At 44.6% G+C, this 19,014-nt stretch carries 8 protein-coding genes; all 8 read right to left on the reverse strand.

The annotated features are described in order from the left end of the window. Positions 1–80 precede the first annotated feature (80 nt). Positions 81–2,435, reverse strand: coding sequence for a hypothetical protein (locus DXD68_RS07435; protein ID WP_122360985.1), 2,355 nt, complete (start codon positions 2,433–2,435; stop codon positions 81–83). A 43-nt stretch (positions 2,436–2,478) separates the two neighbouring features. After that, positions 2,479–3,900 (reverse strand): family 43 glycosylhydrolase, encoded by a 1,422-nt coding sequence (locus DXD68_RS07440; protein ID WP_122360986.1) that lies wholly within the window; start codon positions 3,898–3,900, stop codon positions 2,479–2,481. Between the two features lie 6 nt (positions 3,901–3,906). Then, complete coding sequence (locus tag DXD68_RS07445) at positions 3,907–5,802, reverse strand: right-handed parallel beta-helix repeat-containing protein (RefSeq protein ID WP_122360987.1); 1,896 nt, start codon at positions 5,800–5,802, stop codon at positions 3,907–3,909. A 123-nt stretch (positions 5,803–5,925) separates the two neighbouring features. Then, on the reverse strand, positions 5,926–8,184 hold the full coding sequence (locus DXD68_RS07450; protein ID WP_122360988.1) for a GH92 family glycosyl hydrolase: 2,259 nt from the start codon (positions 8,182–8,184) through the stop codon (positions 5,926–5,928). 35 nt (positions 8,185–8,219) lie between these two features. Then, on the reverse strand, positions 8,220–11,186 hold the full coding sequence (locus tag DXD68_RS07455) for a LamG-like jellyroll fold domain-containing protein (RefSeq protein ID WP_122360989.1): 2,967 nt from the start codon (positions 11,184–11,186) through the stop codon (positions 8,220–8,222). Positions 11,187–11,980: 794 nt separating this feature from the next. Continuing rightward, the gene (locus DXD68_RS07460; protein WP_233577033.1) at positions 11,981–14,446 is read right to left on the reverse strand and encodes a hypothetical protein; all 2,466 of its coding nucleotides are present in this window, start codon (positions 14,444–14,446) and stop codon (positions 11,981–11,983) included. Positions 14,447–14,463: 17 nt separating this feature from the next. Beyond that, a complete protein-coding gene (locus tag DXD68_RS07465) occupies positions 14,464–16,728 on the reverse strand; it encodes a hypothetical protein (protein ID WP_122360991.1) in 2,265 nt (754 codons plus the stop codon). A 31-nt stretch (positions 16,729–16,759) separates the two neighbouring features. Further along, complete coding sequence (locus tag DXD68_RS07470; RefSeq protein WP_233577034.1) at positions 16,760–19,009, reverse strand: hypothetical protein; 2,250 nt, start codon at positions 19,007–19,009, stop codon at positions 16,760–16,762. Between the last annotated feature and the right edge of the window lie 5 nt (positions 19,010–19,014).

A 19,014-nucleotide genomic window follows, 5' to 3' on the forward strand; every position in this document is an offset into this window, starting at 1 on the left:
GATTTATACTTTCCTTTTATTAAGTTATACAATCTTACGTATTGTACTAAATACAATTAGTACTTAGTAGCTGAGCCTATTTATTGAATTGCCGAAAGAGTCACCTCTACGGTATCTCCGGACTTCACCAATACTTTTTCCCATTTTGTAAAATTGCAATACCCTAAAGGTTTGTCAGCAGCAGAAGACCTTTCAGCGAAAACAGCCGTCACAGCATCGAAACGCGTAGGATTGGTTATTTTCAATGTCACCTCGCCACCATTGCGACGTACAACCTCTGCCTTTAAATGATCAAAGACATATAAAACATCCCTATCTGTTTGTACATATATACCGGGAATTTCAAGAGACATCAGCAAACCACAATCTTCCGTCCAACCATTGGATGTTTTAAGAATCACTCCCACAGATCCTTTTCCATCTGCGTCTGTGGTTTGGATACGTTCCATCGATGTCCCCGGTCCCATGCCGGTCGTAGGTCTTCCCGGCGTTTCCATTACCTCGGCATGCGCATAGATGATATCTCTCAACAGATCGGCATACCGCACCTGGCCGGTAGCCCTGAACAGTTTAAATAAATAATCTCCCGAGCTGGTGCATATCCCAGGTGCTGCATGTTTATTTTGTACACTAGCCCATATGGCGCCAGCCGTATTCGCTTTTAAGTCATACAATGTAGAACCGGGCGGATATTCATAATCGTAGGATAATGTCCAGGTAGCCGCCAAATGTGCTGTCGTCTGAGCCATGGATAACCATTTTTTATCCATTGTCGCATAATACAAAGCCATTAAAGATTCTATAAATCCATAGGCGGAGTCGGCATCTGCATCCTGCATTATATCTCCGGAATGAGCACAGGTGAGTCCTAACCCAACCACATAATCATCATAAAAGTAACCGGCTATTTCCATAGCTGTTTTCAAAAAAGAATCCTCTTTGAAATACTGAGCAGCCAATACCAACCCAGCTGGTGCAATAGCACCGGAGGTCGAATGGTAAATGATTATTTCACCCGTAACCGCGTTCACATAGTTTCCTACATCTTTATTTTTAACCCAGGTATTCACAAAAGCCTGTGCAAGAGCTCTCGCAGCATCCTTCCATTCCTGTTTCACTAAATCACCATATCCTTGCTGTTCGAATAACATGAGGTGTTTCATCATGAAGAACAAGGCATCCGAATTTTTTCTCACCAAAGCTGCGTCAGGAATATTATCCCTGTCACTACCAACCTTACCATCCCGAAAACTACCATAAAAATAGCCGCTCTTACCACGCATATTCGAAACGACATAATCATAGGTTTGAATGACCCGTTCACGCGATAATGAATCATCTAATGCCAACATAGCAAAAGTCCCCATCAAGCCACCAACCCATCCGAGCTGATAGCCATCTGAATTTTCCATACGGTAAAAACTTTTACCTGCTCCTTTTTCCAACCAACGAACTTGATTCTTATAATCAGCCGTAAAAGAGGTAACCGCACTAAACGGACACAGATTCCTCGGATTATTCCCCCCTGTCACTTCTTTGCGTACGTCCATGAATTTATCCAAAAGCTCCGGAATACCATTTGCTTCAAAATTATAGATACGAAACCTCATCCGTAACTGATCACCGGAAGTCCACTTGCATGCCTGATCCCCACTATACCCAAAGTCGCCAAACCCTGCCGTCAACTCACGAACACCGGGAGCACTAACGACAAAAGTAGCCATATCCTGTGACGCATTTTCTTCAATAAACATTCCATAATTGCCTAAACGACTTCTCTGCTCTGTCAATATGATGCATCCTCTCTGTTCCTTCGGAGAGAAAAAACAAAATGCCGGTGTTGCCAAATTGCCTGTAAGCGCCTCTATTTTAGAAGCACGTATTTCCTCTGACAAACGAGGACTATTGGAAAACAAAAGCGGAACGTTCTTATTATAATAGTAATGCGAGGGATAAGGAGCCATATATCCATTGGTCTCTACATGAAACCTGTTTCCATTATATACATAAGCTGGCATTAAGACATAGTTCTCCCGGCTCCAACCGGTAAAATCAAAAGCCAACGCCACACCACCCGACTCCAGCTCTCCTCCTGTTATCATAAAGGTAACATCTAAATCTAAGGCATCCGGACAATCGGCTACTGTTGTTTCGTTAATATGACAACTCCACGAGGAAGTTTGTGCTTGCGCTTTTCCTTTTTTAAAACCCTTTGCCGATTTTAAGACCACATCCTCATATTCACAAACAATTGGACGCAGACAACCATGCAAAGACTTTAAGAAGTCGGACACTTTTGTTGATTTTCTATCCGGAACAGACACCTTTCCGTCTTCCGGTAACCAGGATCCCTTTCTGTTATCCTGGGCATCGACCAATGGTGCCATGCAAAACAAAAATATCAACAGTAATATGCTAATAAATTTCCTATTCATCTTCTTTGTCTTTTATCTATTAATTAAAAACGCTCCGTTCTATTTATCTTTTCTCAAACGTAAACCATTCCAAATTCAGCAAGTCCTCCCCGGATGTTTCCGTATCAACCGCCTTAAAGACCAATACCAGTGCATGTTTTCCTGTGACCGGTTTGATTTTCGTTTCATGAATAGCATACGCCGTTTCACCCTGCATCGGAGCTATCTCGCAGGTCCCGATCAACTCACCGTCCGGACTATCCAGGCGAATTTCGATCTTAGCCGCTTTGTTTTTATCCCAGGTCTTACAAATGAAATGGTTGACATCCGAACCGGTAAAGTCATAATATTTCCAATACGCATGATCGCCATCGCGAATAGCTGCCAGATATTCGACCGGAATATCATTCGCCGGACGACGTACGGATACCATAACATTACCTGACATCAGACAAGCTTTGGCAGCATCCATCCGGTATAAAGGAGAGATAGGTCCGCCAATCCCCTGCGTAGTCATTTCTACTTTGGGGATCGTTCCGTCCGGATTAAAAGTAATTGGCTCCAGGCAAGCCTTTCGCATGGTCGCACTAGCATGAGTGGGACGATGATAAGCAATGTACCACTGACCGTTGATTTCGGTAATACAGCCATGGTTATTCACCAAATTCCGGCCACTGCCCCAATTATCGATAATAACCCCTCTATACGTATAAGGGCCTAACGGCGATGTCGATGTCGCATAATCCAACGTTGCACAATTGGATTCTCCATGCTGCGAATGGCTTCCATACACAAAATAATAGATACCATTCCTTTTCCGGACAGAACTGCCCTCGTTGAAGAAATGAGTTTCATACGTCAGCAAGCTATCGTGCACGGCACCTTCGATCGAGAGCATATCTTTACTCAATTTCGCTCCTTTGGCATATCCTTGTCCCCAATAGAGATAGGCCTGCCCATCATCATCAATGAATACGGAGGGATCGATACCTTTTGCACCTTCCATCACTTTTCCATTTTTAAACGGACCGTAAGGAGAAGAAGATACAGCGACACCTTCATCGTCACCACCTCCTGCCAAACAATAGTAGAGATAATATTTCCCGTCATGATAGATACAATCCGGAGCGTATAAGATCCTGTCGGTATAATCCACTTGTTTACCCGGTCCGTCAGTAGCAAAAGAAAATTGTTCCACATTCCAGTTCACCAGATCGGAGGAAGAAAGCACGTTATAGGAACGCGAACACCAGGCGTTGCCCGGTTCATCACGCGATCCGTAGACATAGATACGTCCATCGGGCATCTGTCTTACTTCCGGATCAGCGATATATACTCCCGGAGGTACGATAGGATTAAGCATTCGGTTGGTTGAAACAGGGGCGGCATTACCATCCGCTACCTGTTTTGTGTCAAACTGACAACTGGCAAGCAGTCCTGCCATAAGCAGGCTGCCCGCCAGGGATAAATGAATTTTATATGACATTGATTGTTATTTTAAGTTAGGCCACACTTTTATACGTTTGGAAGAGGGCAAACTTTCTACCGGTCCCACAACCGGAGACGCAGAACGCTTATTACCCAGATAGTCTTTCTCCAAGCAGAAAGGAGTACCGTCAAAGTTCTCAAACGGAAATCCGGTCAACTGAGTAATACCAAGGCGGTCGGCATCAATTCCTTTTCCTTTGAAAGAGGATAGTTCCTGCAGATTAATGTTACTAACAAGATACACTTCTCCATCTGCCGTCTCTTCCACTCTTAGCTTCGGATCGACTGTATTTTCTACCCAATCCTGCGTTTTATTTGTCATAGGCAGAGCCCCGTTAAGGAACAGATTGTTCTCTGCATAGATCGGACGTTGAGAGACATCGAACACGACCATTCCATATTTCAACTCACTGTTATCTCCACCGATAAAGAGATTGTTATAGAAGCGATGGTCGCCTTCAGTGATGGTCCGGATACCTTTCACCTCAGTTGAATGATTCAAGTGATACGGAGTGTAGCGTTGATCGTCCAAACGGTTGATATCTCCTGAGAAAATATTATGCAAGTACGCGCCTCCATCAGTATTTTCCTGTATTGTGCGTGGCGATAAAGAAATGTTATTGTCTACTATGTAAGGACCATGAGACACTTCAAAGAACAAATCCTGTGCCAAATTATCATATAGCAAATTGGATGATACCCGGGCACCCTGAGCCATCCAGTCCAACCAAATCCCATAATTACCAGATTTATGAATCCGATTGTGGTGAATATATGTATCTATCGCACCATGTAATTTAATACCGGCCATCTCCGCACCACTAAATTGCTGCTTCACTAAGATATTATAAATATGATTTCCATAGATTTCACTGAACGCAGCTCCCATACTACCACAAATACCGGTCTGTTCGCAATCGGAAATAATATTATTCCGAACGATATGTGAGCCGACATTATCCTTGCTCCAACCACGACGTAGCGTATTAAATATGACTTCGATATAATGCAATGTGCCATCCAAACGTGGATCGTTGCACTCCAGGTTATGCCCACTGGCACGTTCTTTTCCTAAGGTAATACCGTTGCTACGGGAGTTTTTGATGATATTGTCTTCAATAATCCAACCTTTACTCCAATGCGGAGCGACCATACCGACCTGTTCAGCCGTCGGAGCAGCCCATTGCGTAGCTGCCTGGCTGATATGGAAGCCACGAATTGTGATGTAATTCAGTCCTTCACGAGTCGGATAGAAGCAGGTAGGGCGAACTGAAACCTCTACTATCTCCTTATTCGGATCAACGTTTCCAAAGTTTGCATAAATAGTTGTATTGTTAGCGTCCACCTCTGCAAACCAAACATTCGTACATCCTTGCGGATCACGGATTGTCCGCAGTGTATCCGGTGTGAACACCTTATCCAAAGTAAATTCTTCATACAGTGAAACATCGTTCAGATAAACATCTCCCGTATGATGAACCCGCTCAGACCAGAGCCAGTCACCGAATAAACGGTCGTTGAACGGATTATAATTTCCAAAGAATGTATTCGGCAATACGACTTTCCATACGCCTTTGCCTTTCTTCTCTTTTTTCCAGCCCGTTACTAATTCCGAGCCCTTAATTTCTGCTTTTTCACCATCGGCTACCCGATACAGGATACGTTTCCCTTCCCGTTCCCCGCCACTCAGCGGATTCACCCATTCACGATAAGTTCCGTTATGAACCGTAACCGTATCTCCCGGCAAAGCCTTCTGGGCAGCCCAATTAATTGTTTTGAAAGGGGATGAAACATCACCGTTATTGGCATCACTTCCTTTTACCGACACATGATATTCTTTGGCTGATAACATATTTCCGCACAGACAGAACATCGAGATGAAGCATAGTATCTTTTTCATGGTTTAAATATTAATAAGTATCACATCTTTTTGATGTCGCAAATATAAAGGCAGCTATTCCCTTTTAAAATAGCAAATAGCTGCCTATTTCGTGGATTATTATTGCTTATTGTTCTACATAAATCAAATAACCGGAACCTCTCCCTTCATTTCAAAGAGAAGCTCGCCACCTTGTAAGACTTCCTCAAACGTAATATACGTCCGGTCCAGAAGCTGATCGTTCAAGAAGACCTTGTCTACATAAATATTCTTTTCCGACAAGTTGTTAGCCTTGATAACAAAGTTTTTTCCCGAAGAGAGTTTGATTGTTGCCTTCTGAAACAAAGGGGCACCCAGTTCATATTGTCCGGAAGCCGGATTCATCGGATAGAAACCTAACGAACTGAAGACATACCAGGCACTCATCTGTCCGGTATCTTCATTACCGCAAATACCTGCCGGGGTATTATTATAGAGAGTAGTCAATACCTGATTGACATACTTCTGCGTCTTGTCCGGACGGCCTACCCGGTTATACATATAAACGGTATGATGCCCCGGTTCATTGCCATGTGCATATTGCCCGATCAGTCCGGTAATATCACCGGATACATTCTCTCCGCGCAATTCGGAAGACATGCCGAAAAGCGTATCCAGTCGCTCCTCCAATGCCTCCTTGCCTCCCAACAAACCGGCCAGTCCTTCCACATCGTGAGGGACAAAGAAAGTCCATTGCCAACCATTGCCCTCACAATAATCATCCTTGCGATGAGAAGAAGCCAACGGATCGAAAGGTGTACGCCAGCAGCCATCCTTCAACCGTCCCCGCGCCAGCAAGGTGGTCGGGTCAATTACATTCCGATAATTGAGCGATCGGTTCGAAAAGTAAGCGGCTTCCTTTTGTGCACCGGTTGCTTCGGCAAAACGGGCCAGTGCATAATCATCGAACGCATACTCCAACGTACGCGCCACCGACTCCATCTCCATATCGCAGGGAACATATCCGTATTTTTTATAATTCTCCAATCCGACAAAATAGCCCATGGAATAGCCGCACGTATCTTTCATAGCCGATGCCACCATAGCTTCCAGCGCCAGCCGGGTATCGAAACCGCGGATGCCATTCAGATAGGCGTTCGCTATCACCGGCAACGAATGAATACCTGTCATCTGATAATTCTCAATGCCCCACAACGTCCATATCGGCAACTGTCCGGCCTGTTTGTAATGCTCCAGCAACGTCTTTATATAATCATTTGCCACTTCCGGATTTAACATTGCCAATAAAGGACAAGCCGCCCGGAACGTATCCCAAAAACCGACCACACCTCCGTAATAATCAAAACCATCGGTTTGATGAACCTGCCAGTCCGGCCCTCTGAAACGATTGTCTACGTCCGACAACAGGAACGGATACAGCATGACATTATGCAAAGAGGTATAGAAAAGTTCCTTCTTCTTCGGGTCGTCAGTCTCTATCTCTATTTGTCCTAACGTACGGCTCCAAGCATCGAAAGCCGATTCCCTGATATCCTCGAATGTCTTTCCTTTTGTTTCCGACAACAAATTAGCGGCTGCCCCTTCCATGCTCACCGATGAGAGTGCCGTTCTGACTTCCAGTTCCCCCTGTTCATCTTCAAAGGTTAGTAGCGCCTTGACATTGCGTCCCTCGGCAGAGGTGGTCTCCTCGACGCGTCGGTCGTCTACATACAAGGCACACGTTTTGATGGGTGAAGAAAAGGTAGAATAGAAATAGACCTGTTGCTTCGGTGTCCAGCCATTTGAAAAGCGATAGCCGCGAATCGTGTACGGGTCGACCTTCTCAAACGCAGAGGCATACACCGTATCCACATCGTGCCCGGCTTGTATGGTACAAGCACTTTCAGAACCATACTTTAAATCGACAATTACCGGCATTTCCCCCTGGGATGCATACTTGTAGCGTTGTATCCCACATCGGCGGGAAGCGGTCAACTCTACCGTCAATTGCTTATCATACAAATTGACTGAATAATAGCCAGGTTCCGCCTTTTCCTCCTGATGCGACAAAGCCGCCTGGTATTGTTTAGAGTACAATTCATCCTCGCCTGTCGGCTGATTCAAGGGTAACGGCATAAACAAGATATCCAGGAAATCTGCACATCCGCCTCCGCTTTTATGCAGATGACTGAATCCTAAAACAGTCGGATCGTCATAATGATAGCCTGCACCATAAGGACGCGTATCCGCACCAATCTGCATCATGCCGAACGGTACGGAGGCGACAGGAGACACCCTGCCCTCCCAAGCCGTACCAATCCATTTATTTACATAACGGTTATTCGAATCGGCAACCTCTGTGCATCCTGTAGTCAATAGTCCGCAAACGCATCCGCCAATCAGTAGCCATAACAACTTTTTCATATCTATCTCCCTATTTCATTCAATCAACCTATACTTTATTCTTCTATCAGGAACCAGGACACACCCTGTGCCTTTATCGAAACCGGCAGCAGTAATTCACCTTCCCGGTTCAAAGAGAAGTTCTGTTTGCTTCCGTCTGAAGAGGTGACCGTAGCCTTGCCCTTCAAGCCCGTATAATACAGAGGCAGACGCATCTCTTTCGTGATATCCCTGTCAGTCGGATTAAACACAACCACCATGCCTTTATGACGGATGAAAGGATTCACATGCATCATGCAATCCAAGTCGCGGCCGGTCGGGCGGCTGACGTGGATAATATCAGAAGTCAATATGTCGCGATATTTCTTAAACCAGTTGATGCAACGAGACACCATCTGCTTCGTCTCCGGCGTATCATACAAGCGATTTCCACGAATAGTCAGATGGCAACCGCTTCCCAGGAACTGCATCAACTGCGCTTCATAGCGATCCAAATTGTCGCAAAGAGGCTCCAGGCCTACGCGCGGATCATTCGTATAGAAGCCGACCAGCTGTAAGGTCATCCATCCCATAGTCGGAATCTTATGCCAGGTTCCGTCATAGATATACTGGCGTCCTAACAAGAGCTGCTGTTGCGGAGTCAGGTTGGCACTGGCTTCACGGTATCCCATTCCGGTAGAGTTTTGTCCGTTGAGGAAATACCAGTCGGGAATAGGGATATACATGCCCCGGCGTTGCAGTTCATGAATGACCTCCACCTGCGTTTTCCATTGCTGCCACTGCGAATCTTCCAACCGCGTATGGTGTGGATGAACGGTTGAAGCACACGGATCGCCATGGTACGGTCCATCCATATTATATGTCATAAATCCGGTCTTATCGAAGAACTCCCACATTTTCGAATAGTATGTATCTTTCCACTCGCTGGCAATGCAGACGCTCTGTCCGAAAAGGCTACCCGGTTTTCCTGTTTCCGGATGAACGCAATCCACCTCGGCACCTCGCCCGCGAGAGGCAACCTGCAACTCGTAGCCACCCATCACGATACCACGCTCTTTGGCGTATGTCGCCACTCGACGCCACAACTGCACATAAGCCGAATCCAGGTTGTCATGACTGACACCCGGCCAGGCTTGAATATCCAGTTGTTCAAGTCCCAGTTCGGCAGCCTGGTCGATCAGTGCTTTCAGCTTCGTTTCATCATGCGAAGTAATTCCGGCAGAAATCAGAGACTCAGTTGTCTGCGGAGCCAGCTTCTTATACATCCGGCGATGTCCGAGCGACTGGCGTTCGCGGTCGTCGCTATCCTGCAACAATTCGAAGGTGATATATGATTTAAAGGGAACCTCTTTGCTTACTTTCGTATAAGGTCCCATCGGCAATTTGCTCAGTAATAAGTTATGATGCGGGAAACCGAGGAACTTATCTTCTGCCTGATTATGACTGGCCCAGGTATTATAGTCTTTGTCGACCGTCCATTTGGTAGTGGAGCTGCCCACGTGATAAGGTTTGGGAGTACCGGCGTAATGCATCAACGCACTACCCTCTATATCCGCATTCACCAACGCAAAGGAGAAATCACTCTCCACATGAAGACGCTTCACCTGGTCCTGGTTGACAGCCAGCACTTCACACTCCATCTCATTCAGCAACACTTCCTTTTCTCCTTCATTAATCACCTCAATCCACTTGGCAATCACAGGCAAGCCCTGATAGATTTCATAGTTGACCTTCACCTGTATGTCTTTCACATCCACCATACTTTCAGTCGGCACGAAGGTCATCTCCATGCGCAAGCCCTTGGCAGGCCAGTCTGCCGGAACGGCATTATATTTCGGAGTCCACGGATAACGCATCAGCGGAAGGCCGGTTTCCACTTTCTCCAGTGTAAACGCCAGGTCGGAAGCCTCCATTTCCGTATACCAACTATCCAATAGATAAGACAATTCCGGCTGCCCTTTTAATCCGCCGACTTCATACCACACGCTGTCAATGCAAACACGTGCTTCCGGCTTCACCGCCCGTAAAAACTCAGCCTCATTCGAATGATTCTTATATCCTACGCAGGCAATATTCTCACCGACATAAAAGGTACGGGAAACTAACCCGTTATTCAACTGTAAATTGGATGTCAACCCATCTTCCGATTTCTGTACATACAAACAGGCCGGTTCTTCTACCTGACTGATCAGCCAGTCTTTTTCCTGACGAACATCGGGGAACTCTGTAACAATCTTCTTGCCCGCACTCTCCTGTTCCAGTTGTTGCACCAAGGAACGGCGTTCGGCCAAACGTTGTTTGCTTGTCTCTTTTATCTTTTTATAATCCAGCAGGAAATCAGATTCGGGATTGAACTTTCCGGCGGCGAACGTGCTGTATCTCACTTCATATATTTCACCGTAAAAGGCCTCTTTTCCCTCTTCCGAAACGGCAATGGAGAAATGAGGAGCCATGGCCTTGGTAGGCTTGAATGTCCCGGTCTTTTTCCCGTTCATCCAGACAGAGCCCTTTCCATCTTCCACCACCATAGCGAGATGCGTCCAGGCGTTATTGGACACTTCGCCGATTTCAGCACGTCCCGTACCGCCGGAAATTAGATACCAATGACCTTTCTGATGCGTAAATACATATCCTTCCTTGGTTGTACCATTGGATAACAAGACCTGTTCCTGCCCTTCGCCTTGTGTATGCTGGCGAGGCTTTACCCATATTTCCAATACCTGATTGTCGGCCGGAGAACCAATGGCTTCTACCTGTTTATATCCGTCGCCATTGCCGTTAAATAAGATTCCGCCTTCTCCCTTCATTTTCTTATCGCCGGGTGCATCGGCATAGAAGACGGGGCGGCCAACGGCCATCAATTCGCCTTTTCCGGCCAACGGCGTTAACTTTTCCGGGGCCACGGCATAGGTTACATTACCGGATTTTCCAAAGTTGTAATGCACGATGGGGGTTACTTTCGCTTCAGCCAACAAAGACAGGGCCATCAACACTGCCGCCATCGTCATTCTTTTCAAATTCATAGACTTTTATATTTTTCAGATTAGACTTAAATCAATTATTACTACAACTTGTTTATATAATAAGACACTTATTGTCCTGAAAACATTTAGACAAAAGAGTTAAAAAACACAAATAAGATAAATTTCCATACTACTTTTGTCAAAATATCTTTTTGTCATTCTTCCCTCTATTTCTTTGTCCTCTACGTATCTATCATCGAACACGGACTAAAATAGGCTACTGTTGAAAGGTTAAGGATTATCATTTCGACTGTTTTAATAAACTACTAATAGTCATTTCGACATCCGAAACAGAAAGTCCTGGCTACCAATTAAAAAAAGTAACCAAGATACAGATCTTTCAATAACAAAATGTCAGTTGTAAAAGCATTGTATAAAAAAGGCTTTTAGAAGAAAAAAAGATGATTTTTCCTCTTCTAAAAGCCCTTTTTAATCATTGTACTCCGGAAAATGAATTTTCCTCGGAGACATTCGCGATCAGCTGGGAGCTAATTTCAATTATCTGGGACTTCAACACCAACCAACTGGGACTTCGTCGCAATTATCTCTGAGATAATCTCAATCAGCTGGGACTTTATTCGTATTATCTGGCAGATTTACTTCACTAAACAACTTATCAGAGTAATATAGTCCCAAACTACTGTTATCAAAAGAGGAAATAAATTAACTTTTTTCCAATAAACAACCCTAATTTGAAACAAATTGGACATTTATCAAAACTAAAAGAGTAAAACCTTCCCCTCCCCTTTTTTATCAAATTTTCAACTATTCAGCATTATGCCTGTTCATTCTTTTTATATCCCAATCGTTTCTTCATTTCCAATTGCTTTGAATTCAAATTCGACAATAGGTGCTTTCTCGGAAGAAAAGTCGCATTCAATCTTCACAATGTTATCACCTTCATTCCACAAAGCGGTTTCGGGCAAAAGATAATCAGCTTTTGCTTTCCAGTATTCGTCGCATACATACACTTTTTTTCCATCGCTGTAAATCTTATCTCCGGCTTTCAAAGTCGTAGGTATTTCTACTGCTGCACTACCTTCTACAACCAACTTCAAGTTTTTGATAGTTGTTCCCAGTTCTTCACCAGGAAGAATATTTGCGTAAAAAGTAATCGGTTGTTTATCGTATGGATTTTTGAAAGTATATTTACTCAGCAAAGGTTCACCGGTTTGTACCATACGGTACTTATGTCGGTTACCTCCCTGCAAACAGATTTCATAGAGTTTCCAACTCTTTTCCCCCATCTTTGCTAAATGAAATTCACGTTTCGGATCTTTCATCTTTTCACGTTGCTCGGATGTCAACAAATGATTATTCCGTACCTCTTGCCAAGATCGGATAGCCTCGAACAATTGACTTTTGAATCCATTCTTTTCGATACTTTCATCCACACGCAGCAGGTAACCTGCATCGAAAGCAGCACTACGGGCTTGTATCCACTCTATATCTTCCGGACGATAGGTTTGCTCCAATTTGAACCATCCCAACATACCCGGCATAAGATTGCGTTCGAAGTAACGTTGATTTTCCAAACGGTAATTTACCTGACTTTGACGCAGATTGTCATACCAGGGTTCTCCCCAGTTCATAAACCAATAGGAATGCCACCAATAATGGAAAGGAGAAGAACCACAGGAAATCATTGTTCGGTCAAGACCTTCATACCAAGTTTTCAAGAAATCGGCAGCCCCCATGACACCATGCCCTGTTGGAGATCCACCATAATATCCGTCGAAATCCATCAGGTCAATACCTGTTTCATTACAAACCTCTGCCAATCTTTTAGCATATACCCGACTCAAATTCATATCCGGATAGAAACCGCTATAACAGTTATTCAACAATTTATCAACTTTATCACCAGCAGCATGCGTCGAAGCTTGGGTTCCGAACTGCCCGCGTGTACAATTCAACAGGCGATAGGGTTTCTCTTTAGATACGCCACTATACGATACGATCTCCGTACCAATCCGTGCCGAACGGGTTTCTCCTAGATAATGAAAATAATCCGGTTCGTCTATCTCGATCTCTTTGTCTTCTGCCCCAATCGCTTTACTTAATTTTGAACTTCCGGCAAAAGCGAGGCTGTCGCTCGGTATCGGACTAACATACGGATCGTGCGTCGATGTAAACATCGTCAATGTATGTACACCTATCTGCTTGCCACGTTGATGTGCTTTATCTGTAAAAGCTTTAATCTGCTTCGCTCCATCGGGGAATCGAGAGGTATGAAGGTCAAAATGTCCCCAACTTTTGAATATATCACCGATATGAATCAGGTCGAAATTACAAGAATCGGCATAATCCAAGGCATTATCCAATGAGTTACCTTCATAAAGCATATAAGCCGGATTCTGATGTTTCAGCTTCTTGATCCATACACCATTAACTTCCGGGTGAGGTAAACCCTCTGCAACCTCTATTTTACCAATTACGTCTACCACATCCACTTTAGGAGTGGCGAAAAGAGCGATAGATGTTCCGATGTAATCTTGATTCCAAGCGGAAACGAACTGTTTACGCCCCACATAATCAATCACTTTTTCTTGCCTCCAATCGCGTGCAAAGAATTGCAAGTCACTACCATAAGAGCGACCTACGGCTGCATTTCCTCTAATCATACGGATATAATCAGGCATATCCCCATCTACATTCACATTAGGAAAAGGAGCCACTTGCCCCGCTTTATCTTTTACCTCTTCCGGAAGAGTATGCCCGGGCAGAGCCTCTATATAACAATCGCCCACAGCATCGTCACCCAAATGAGGAACACCTTCGGTCGTGCTAATCTGCAAAGGCTGTACTCCGATTGCAAAAGTGGTATCGTGTACGACACCAACTGTCTCACCTATAAACTGAGAGATAGTTGTTGCGTATGGTCCCCAGGCTACTGCTTCTATTTTGTCCCGGTTACTCAATGATTCTAATTGAAGACGGATATAACCATCCTTCACTTTCTTGGAAACAATAGCCTCTGAGTTATTTTCAAAAGTAAGTATCCATTTATCACTTTCAGCCTTCAAGCCGGTTGGCATGATATATTGTTCACCATCATACAGACTGAGTATGGGAGAAGCTGTCTCTTTTACTAAATAGTTTGTACCAGTCCTGTTATCTACCACCTGACAAATAAAGCCTTTTCCATCCACACTAAAGGTTGCGTATTGAGTAGATAATTCATCAACAAATGCTTGCTTGCATGAACACAAAACAAGTAAGGCTGCCATATATATACAGCTAATTTTTTTTAAATTCATGGTTTACAGCTTTTAAATTACTTTTTATTACTACACAAATCAAAAGAACGAACTTTCTCACCATTCGCCATTTGATAAAGCGTCCAGCCACTATTGTCTGCCTTAGCCTCCAGGCGCCAGCTGAGTGCCGGGTTTTGCAACATCTTTTTAATGTAAGTAGGGAAAGCGTCGGCACGACGAGCTTCCTCCCAAGTACGGATAACGTTAAAGATGGCATACTTTTGCGGACAACTTTCCACGTCTTTCTGACCGATCTTGAATGCGTATGTACAACCATAACCGACAGCCGTAGCCTCGATATGTTCAAAGTCCTCTACAGTTGACTTCTCTGTGATTGGGAAATTACCTCCAAATGACGACGGGAAGAAGTTGGCATAAGTAACATCACGCAGGTCTTTACCCTGACTGGTTGTACTACCCCAAACACGTTTATCTACATCGTAGATGTTAAGACCGCCCCCCACATTCCAAATACTTTGATAATGCCAGGAACCTTCCGATAGAGTTGCTCCAGTAAAACGTATATCCGGCAAACCATACTCTTTTGCTTTCGCAAACATTTCCCGGAAGAAACGTTTCACGCCATATCCACCGAAACCAGTATGGAAGAAAAACTCCTGACCATCATAATCAAACATACGCAATCCACTATTTTTACAGATGTCGGCATAATGGTATGCTATTTCATCCTGAAGTTCAAGATTAGGTACAAGTCCCTGATATCCCCAGCTTACAGTTGGCTGAAGTTTATCTACAGCATCACCCTTGGAATGAGAAGAAGCGACAGTGTTCCAATAGCCACGCGTCACATTAAGCAATCGATAAGGTTTCTCGTTAGATACACCGAGATAATGAATCAATTCCTTACCAATCTTCACCATGTTCAACTCCTCGTTATGTCCTTCCCAGCAAGCGATCTCTTCAAGATGAGTCGGATCATCGATATAAATCAACGTGTCCGTTTCATTCAAATCAGCCGTCAAGAAACGGCGATGCAGAATACAGATGCTGTCCGAAGGAACCGGGCTGCAATCCTTGGTACCGGGCGCCATGGAGTTGGATATGGAGGTACGCCCCAAAATCAAGCCATCCTTAGCCAAAATATCAGTATACTCACGGGTTGACAAATCCTTGTCCGTAAAATGATAGCGTTTATTTTCATGGTTCGGACCGTCGATGAAACCACCATTTCCCCTGTCAGCATGCAAGAAAGGCTGGTCATAAGTATGAATCACTTTCAATCCCATCTGTTTGGCATACGAAGCCACACTATCCATCAAACCACCGTAGGTACATATATCCGGCATGAAGTTAGTCGGATCTTTTACCCACTTACCCTGGAAAGTAGGATAAGGTAACCCTTCGCTTAACACGATATTCTGAATCACCTCCATCAAAGCCGTACTGTCCGGACTACCCCACAAGGCGATAGATGAACCGATGAAATCCACCCCGGGAACATCCTGGCGCATCATGTGGTTGGGCTCGTTGTTATGGAAAATCGGATTCCCTTCGGGAGAATAAATCATCTTACCTTTGCGACGGTCGCGAGAGTGATAATGGATATTGATCCGACCGTTACAATCGACAAATGCGGATGTTCCGTATAGAATTCGATAGTAACTCTCCTTACGATTATAGAAAGCGACATCATTATACCCGTCTCCTCCCAATGTGAACTGCTGCCCTTCATGCAATTCCAAAGGAAGCGGATGGTTGACACGGTCGGGTGAATGGGCGATATAACCTGAAGGACCTGTCTCCGACATAAAACGGGATTCGCCTCCGATCGTATTATCATCCAACGCCAACACCCCAATGGAGTAGCATACGGCAGCCGATGTATCACGCGCCACTCCAATCATTTCACCCAAAATATTATCGATGTTCGTATAGTAGTTTCCCCACTGCACATCATCAATACCATTGCGAGGTTCCAGGCTTTCCAACTTCAGTTTGAAATAATTGCTCTTCTCCTCCAAACTGACTGTAGCCACCGAACCATTCTCATATTCCAACCGGTACTTGCCTCCACTATAACTAGCCTTTTGCGGATAATAATAACACCTCAACTCCTCGTCATAAAGCGCCAACAGAGGCGACGGTTGGTCGGCGGGACTGAAATTACGGTTCTCCTTTGTCAAGTCCCACATGCCGGTTATATATCCCCGATTGTCTATGTCGATACCGAAACGGTCTGTTTTAAACGAACGGGATCCACCCGTTCCGCAAGCTGACAACAATACCGTCATTGCTGCCAGCGAGATTAAATTCTTTTTCATTCTTATTGTTTTATCTATATGATAGCTATTTTCATTTCTTTACGCGGTACTCTATCGTCTTACCTGCTTTTACCTTTATCTTCTTCCAATTCGCAAAAGCGACACTAGATAAAGGTTTTGCAGCCTCCGCCTCACTTTCACTCAAAACGGAGATTTCCGCATCAAAAGGAGTTGTGTTAGTGATTGAAAACAACATCTCACGCTCATTCCCTTTGATGAGTTTGACATCCACATGGTCGAAGGCATAAAAAAGGTTCTTTTCCGGACGGATGTAGAGGCCCGGCAATTCCATGGCCATCATACAGCCGTTCAGCTCTGTCCAACCATTTCCACCATCACCATGCAAACGAGTACCTCTAAGTTCTACATCACAATATCCCAAACGTTCGCAAATAAAACCATTCGGAGTAATCCCTTCCACATATCCATGCCATACATCATGTACCAATTCCGCAAAACGAAAATCTTTTGTTGCCCTAAACAAACGGAATAAAGCATCCGCCGAAGAAGTACAAAATCCCGGGGCACTGTGTTTATTCTGCGTACTGGCCCATACAGCACCGGTCAGGCGGCCATCCACTTTTGCCAATTCTGTTTCTTTCGGCAATACATAATCGAAAGAAATCACCCAAGTCGCACACAGGTTGGCAGCATCCTGAGCCCTTTTCAACCAAACCAGTTTACGAGTCAATTCATACAACAAATTACATGAAGTTAAAAAAGCAATAGATGTTTCCGAATCTGCATTTTGAAGGATATCCCCACAACCTCCGGAAGTAAAACCAACTAACGAAAACTCTTTATAATAAGCATCCCCTATTTGTTCGGCAATCTCCAAATATTCAGGCTTGTCGTAATATTGTGAAGCCAAAGCCAATCCGGCAACAGCCATTGCACCACTTGTGGTATTATAGACTTCCACATCACCGGTTTCCACATTGATATAGTTTCCCAATTCACCATATTTATTCCAAGTATGCACAAAAGCATCAGCCAAACGCATAATAGATTTCTCCCATTCAGGATTGATTGCATCCGCTTTGTTCTGAGCTTTCAACAACATGAACTGTTTTACCATCCAATACAATACATCCGCATTCTGACGTACCAAAGCGACTTCCGGTTTTTCCTTCAACCCACAAAAAGTCTTTCCTTCCGAATTTAACACGCTATAATAATAACCGGATTTACCTTGTCCGCGCAACCCAAAATCAAACGTATTCTTCACCTTTTGCAAATGCTCGCCATCGCCCAACGCCAACATCGGATAAGTATTCATCATCCCCCCGATCCATCCGAAAGAGATCCAATCAGCATTTTCCGGACGATAAAATTCCCAATCGTTACATTTCAAATACCGACGATCGATATTAGAGGTCATCAAACGCATCACCTCGCTGGCTGGTTTCAAGTTACGCGGATGATTCTCACCGGTCTGCAATTTACGTACCTGATGGAAACGGTCCAGCACGGCTGGGACAGCCGATGCATCAAACGCAAACAAGCGGACCCGTATTTTCACCTCTTCCCCTTTTTGGAAAGAGAGGCCACGATCACGACTCTCACTGAAACCAATGAACTCCAAGCGTTTTTCGCGTACGCCAGGTGCACTGACCACCAATGAGGACACGGAACGATCTGGGGTTTCTTCAACAATCAAGGCATGATCATAAATCACCCCATCCTTTTCTAACCCCTGATCTGTCAACAATACATACCCTTTCTGCTGAGCACGTTCCAGCCAAACTATAGCAGGAGTAGCCGCATTATTTACAAGTACCTCCAAACGGGATGGCGCTCCGAACTCTGGTGACAATTGAGGAATCGGGTTGGAAGTCAATGCCAAATCCGGTCGCTTGTAATCCGTTTCGTCCAATCCTGTCGCATACTGGCGATTTACAATCCGCTGCCTGTTGCCGTTATAAACAACCGAAGGTATCATGACATAGTTGTCACTGCTCCAGTTGTAACGGTCGAAAGCCACCGCCACCCCAGCCGATTGCAGGGCGCGTTTCGCCTTAAACGTATATTCATATACATATTGCGTACCATACGGAGTAGACTCTCCATCCCAATCACCCGTCACACGCACCTCCCAATCGGAAGAGGCAGGGGTAATTTCTTCGCATTGCTTTAGGAGTGCTTTATCGTATGAACACTCCAACAAGCGGATGTTGTTTGTAACCGTTTGATCTTTGGGTAACCACGACTTCCGGTTTTCCGCTCCGGTTTGAACGGAAACAATGGCTCCAAGAGCCAATACTAATAGTTTATGTCTCATCATTA

The sequence above is a fragment of the Parabacteroides sp. TM07-1AC genome (assembly GCF_003480915.1).
Lineage (GTDB): Bacteria > Bacteroidota > Bacteroidia > Bacteroidales > Tannerellaceae > Parabacteroides > Parabacteroides chongii.

Coding starts and splice junctions, on each gene's coding strand:
- DXD68_RS07440 (WP_122360986.1), bottom strand. CDS start 3,900: ATGTCATATAAAATTCATTTATCCCTGGCGGGCAGCCTGCTTATGGCA.
- DXD68_RS07450 (WP_122360988.1), bottom strand. CDS start 8,184: ATGAAAAAGTTGTTATGGCTACTGATTGGCGGATGCGTTTGCGGACTA.
- DXD68_RS07465 (WP_122360991.1), bottom strand. CDS start 16,728: ATGAAAAAGAATTTAATCTCGCTGGCAGCAATGACGGTATTGTTGTCA.
- DXD68_RS07445 (WP_122360987.1), bottom strand. CDS start 5,802: ATGAAAAAGATACTATGCTTCATCTCGATGTTCTGTCTGTGCGGAAAT.
- DXD68_RS07460 (WP_233577033.1), bottom strand. CDS start 14,446: ATGAATTTAAAAAAAATTAGCTGTATATATATGGCAGCCTTACTTGTT.
- DXD68_RS07470 (WP_233577034.1), bottom strand. CDS start 19,009: ATGAGACATAAACTATTAGTATTGGCTCTTGGAGCCATTGTTTCCGTT.
- DXD68_RS07455 (WP_122360989.1), bottom strand. CDS start 11,186: ATGAATTTGAAAAGAATGACGATGGCGGCAGTGTTGATGGCCCTGTCT.
- DXD68_RS07435 (WP_122360985.1), bottom strand. CDS start 2,435: ATGAATAGGAAATTTATTAGCATATTACTGTTGATATTTTTGTTTTGC.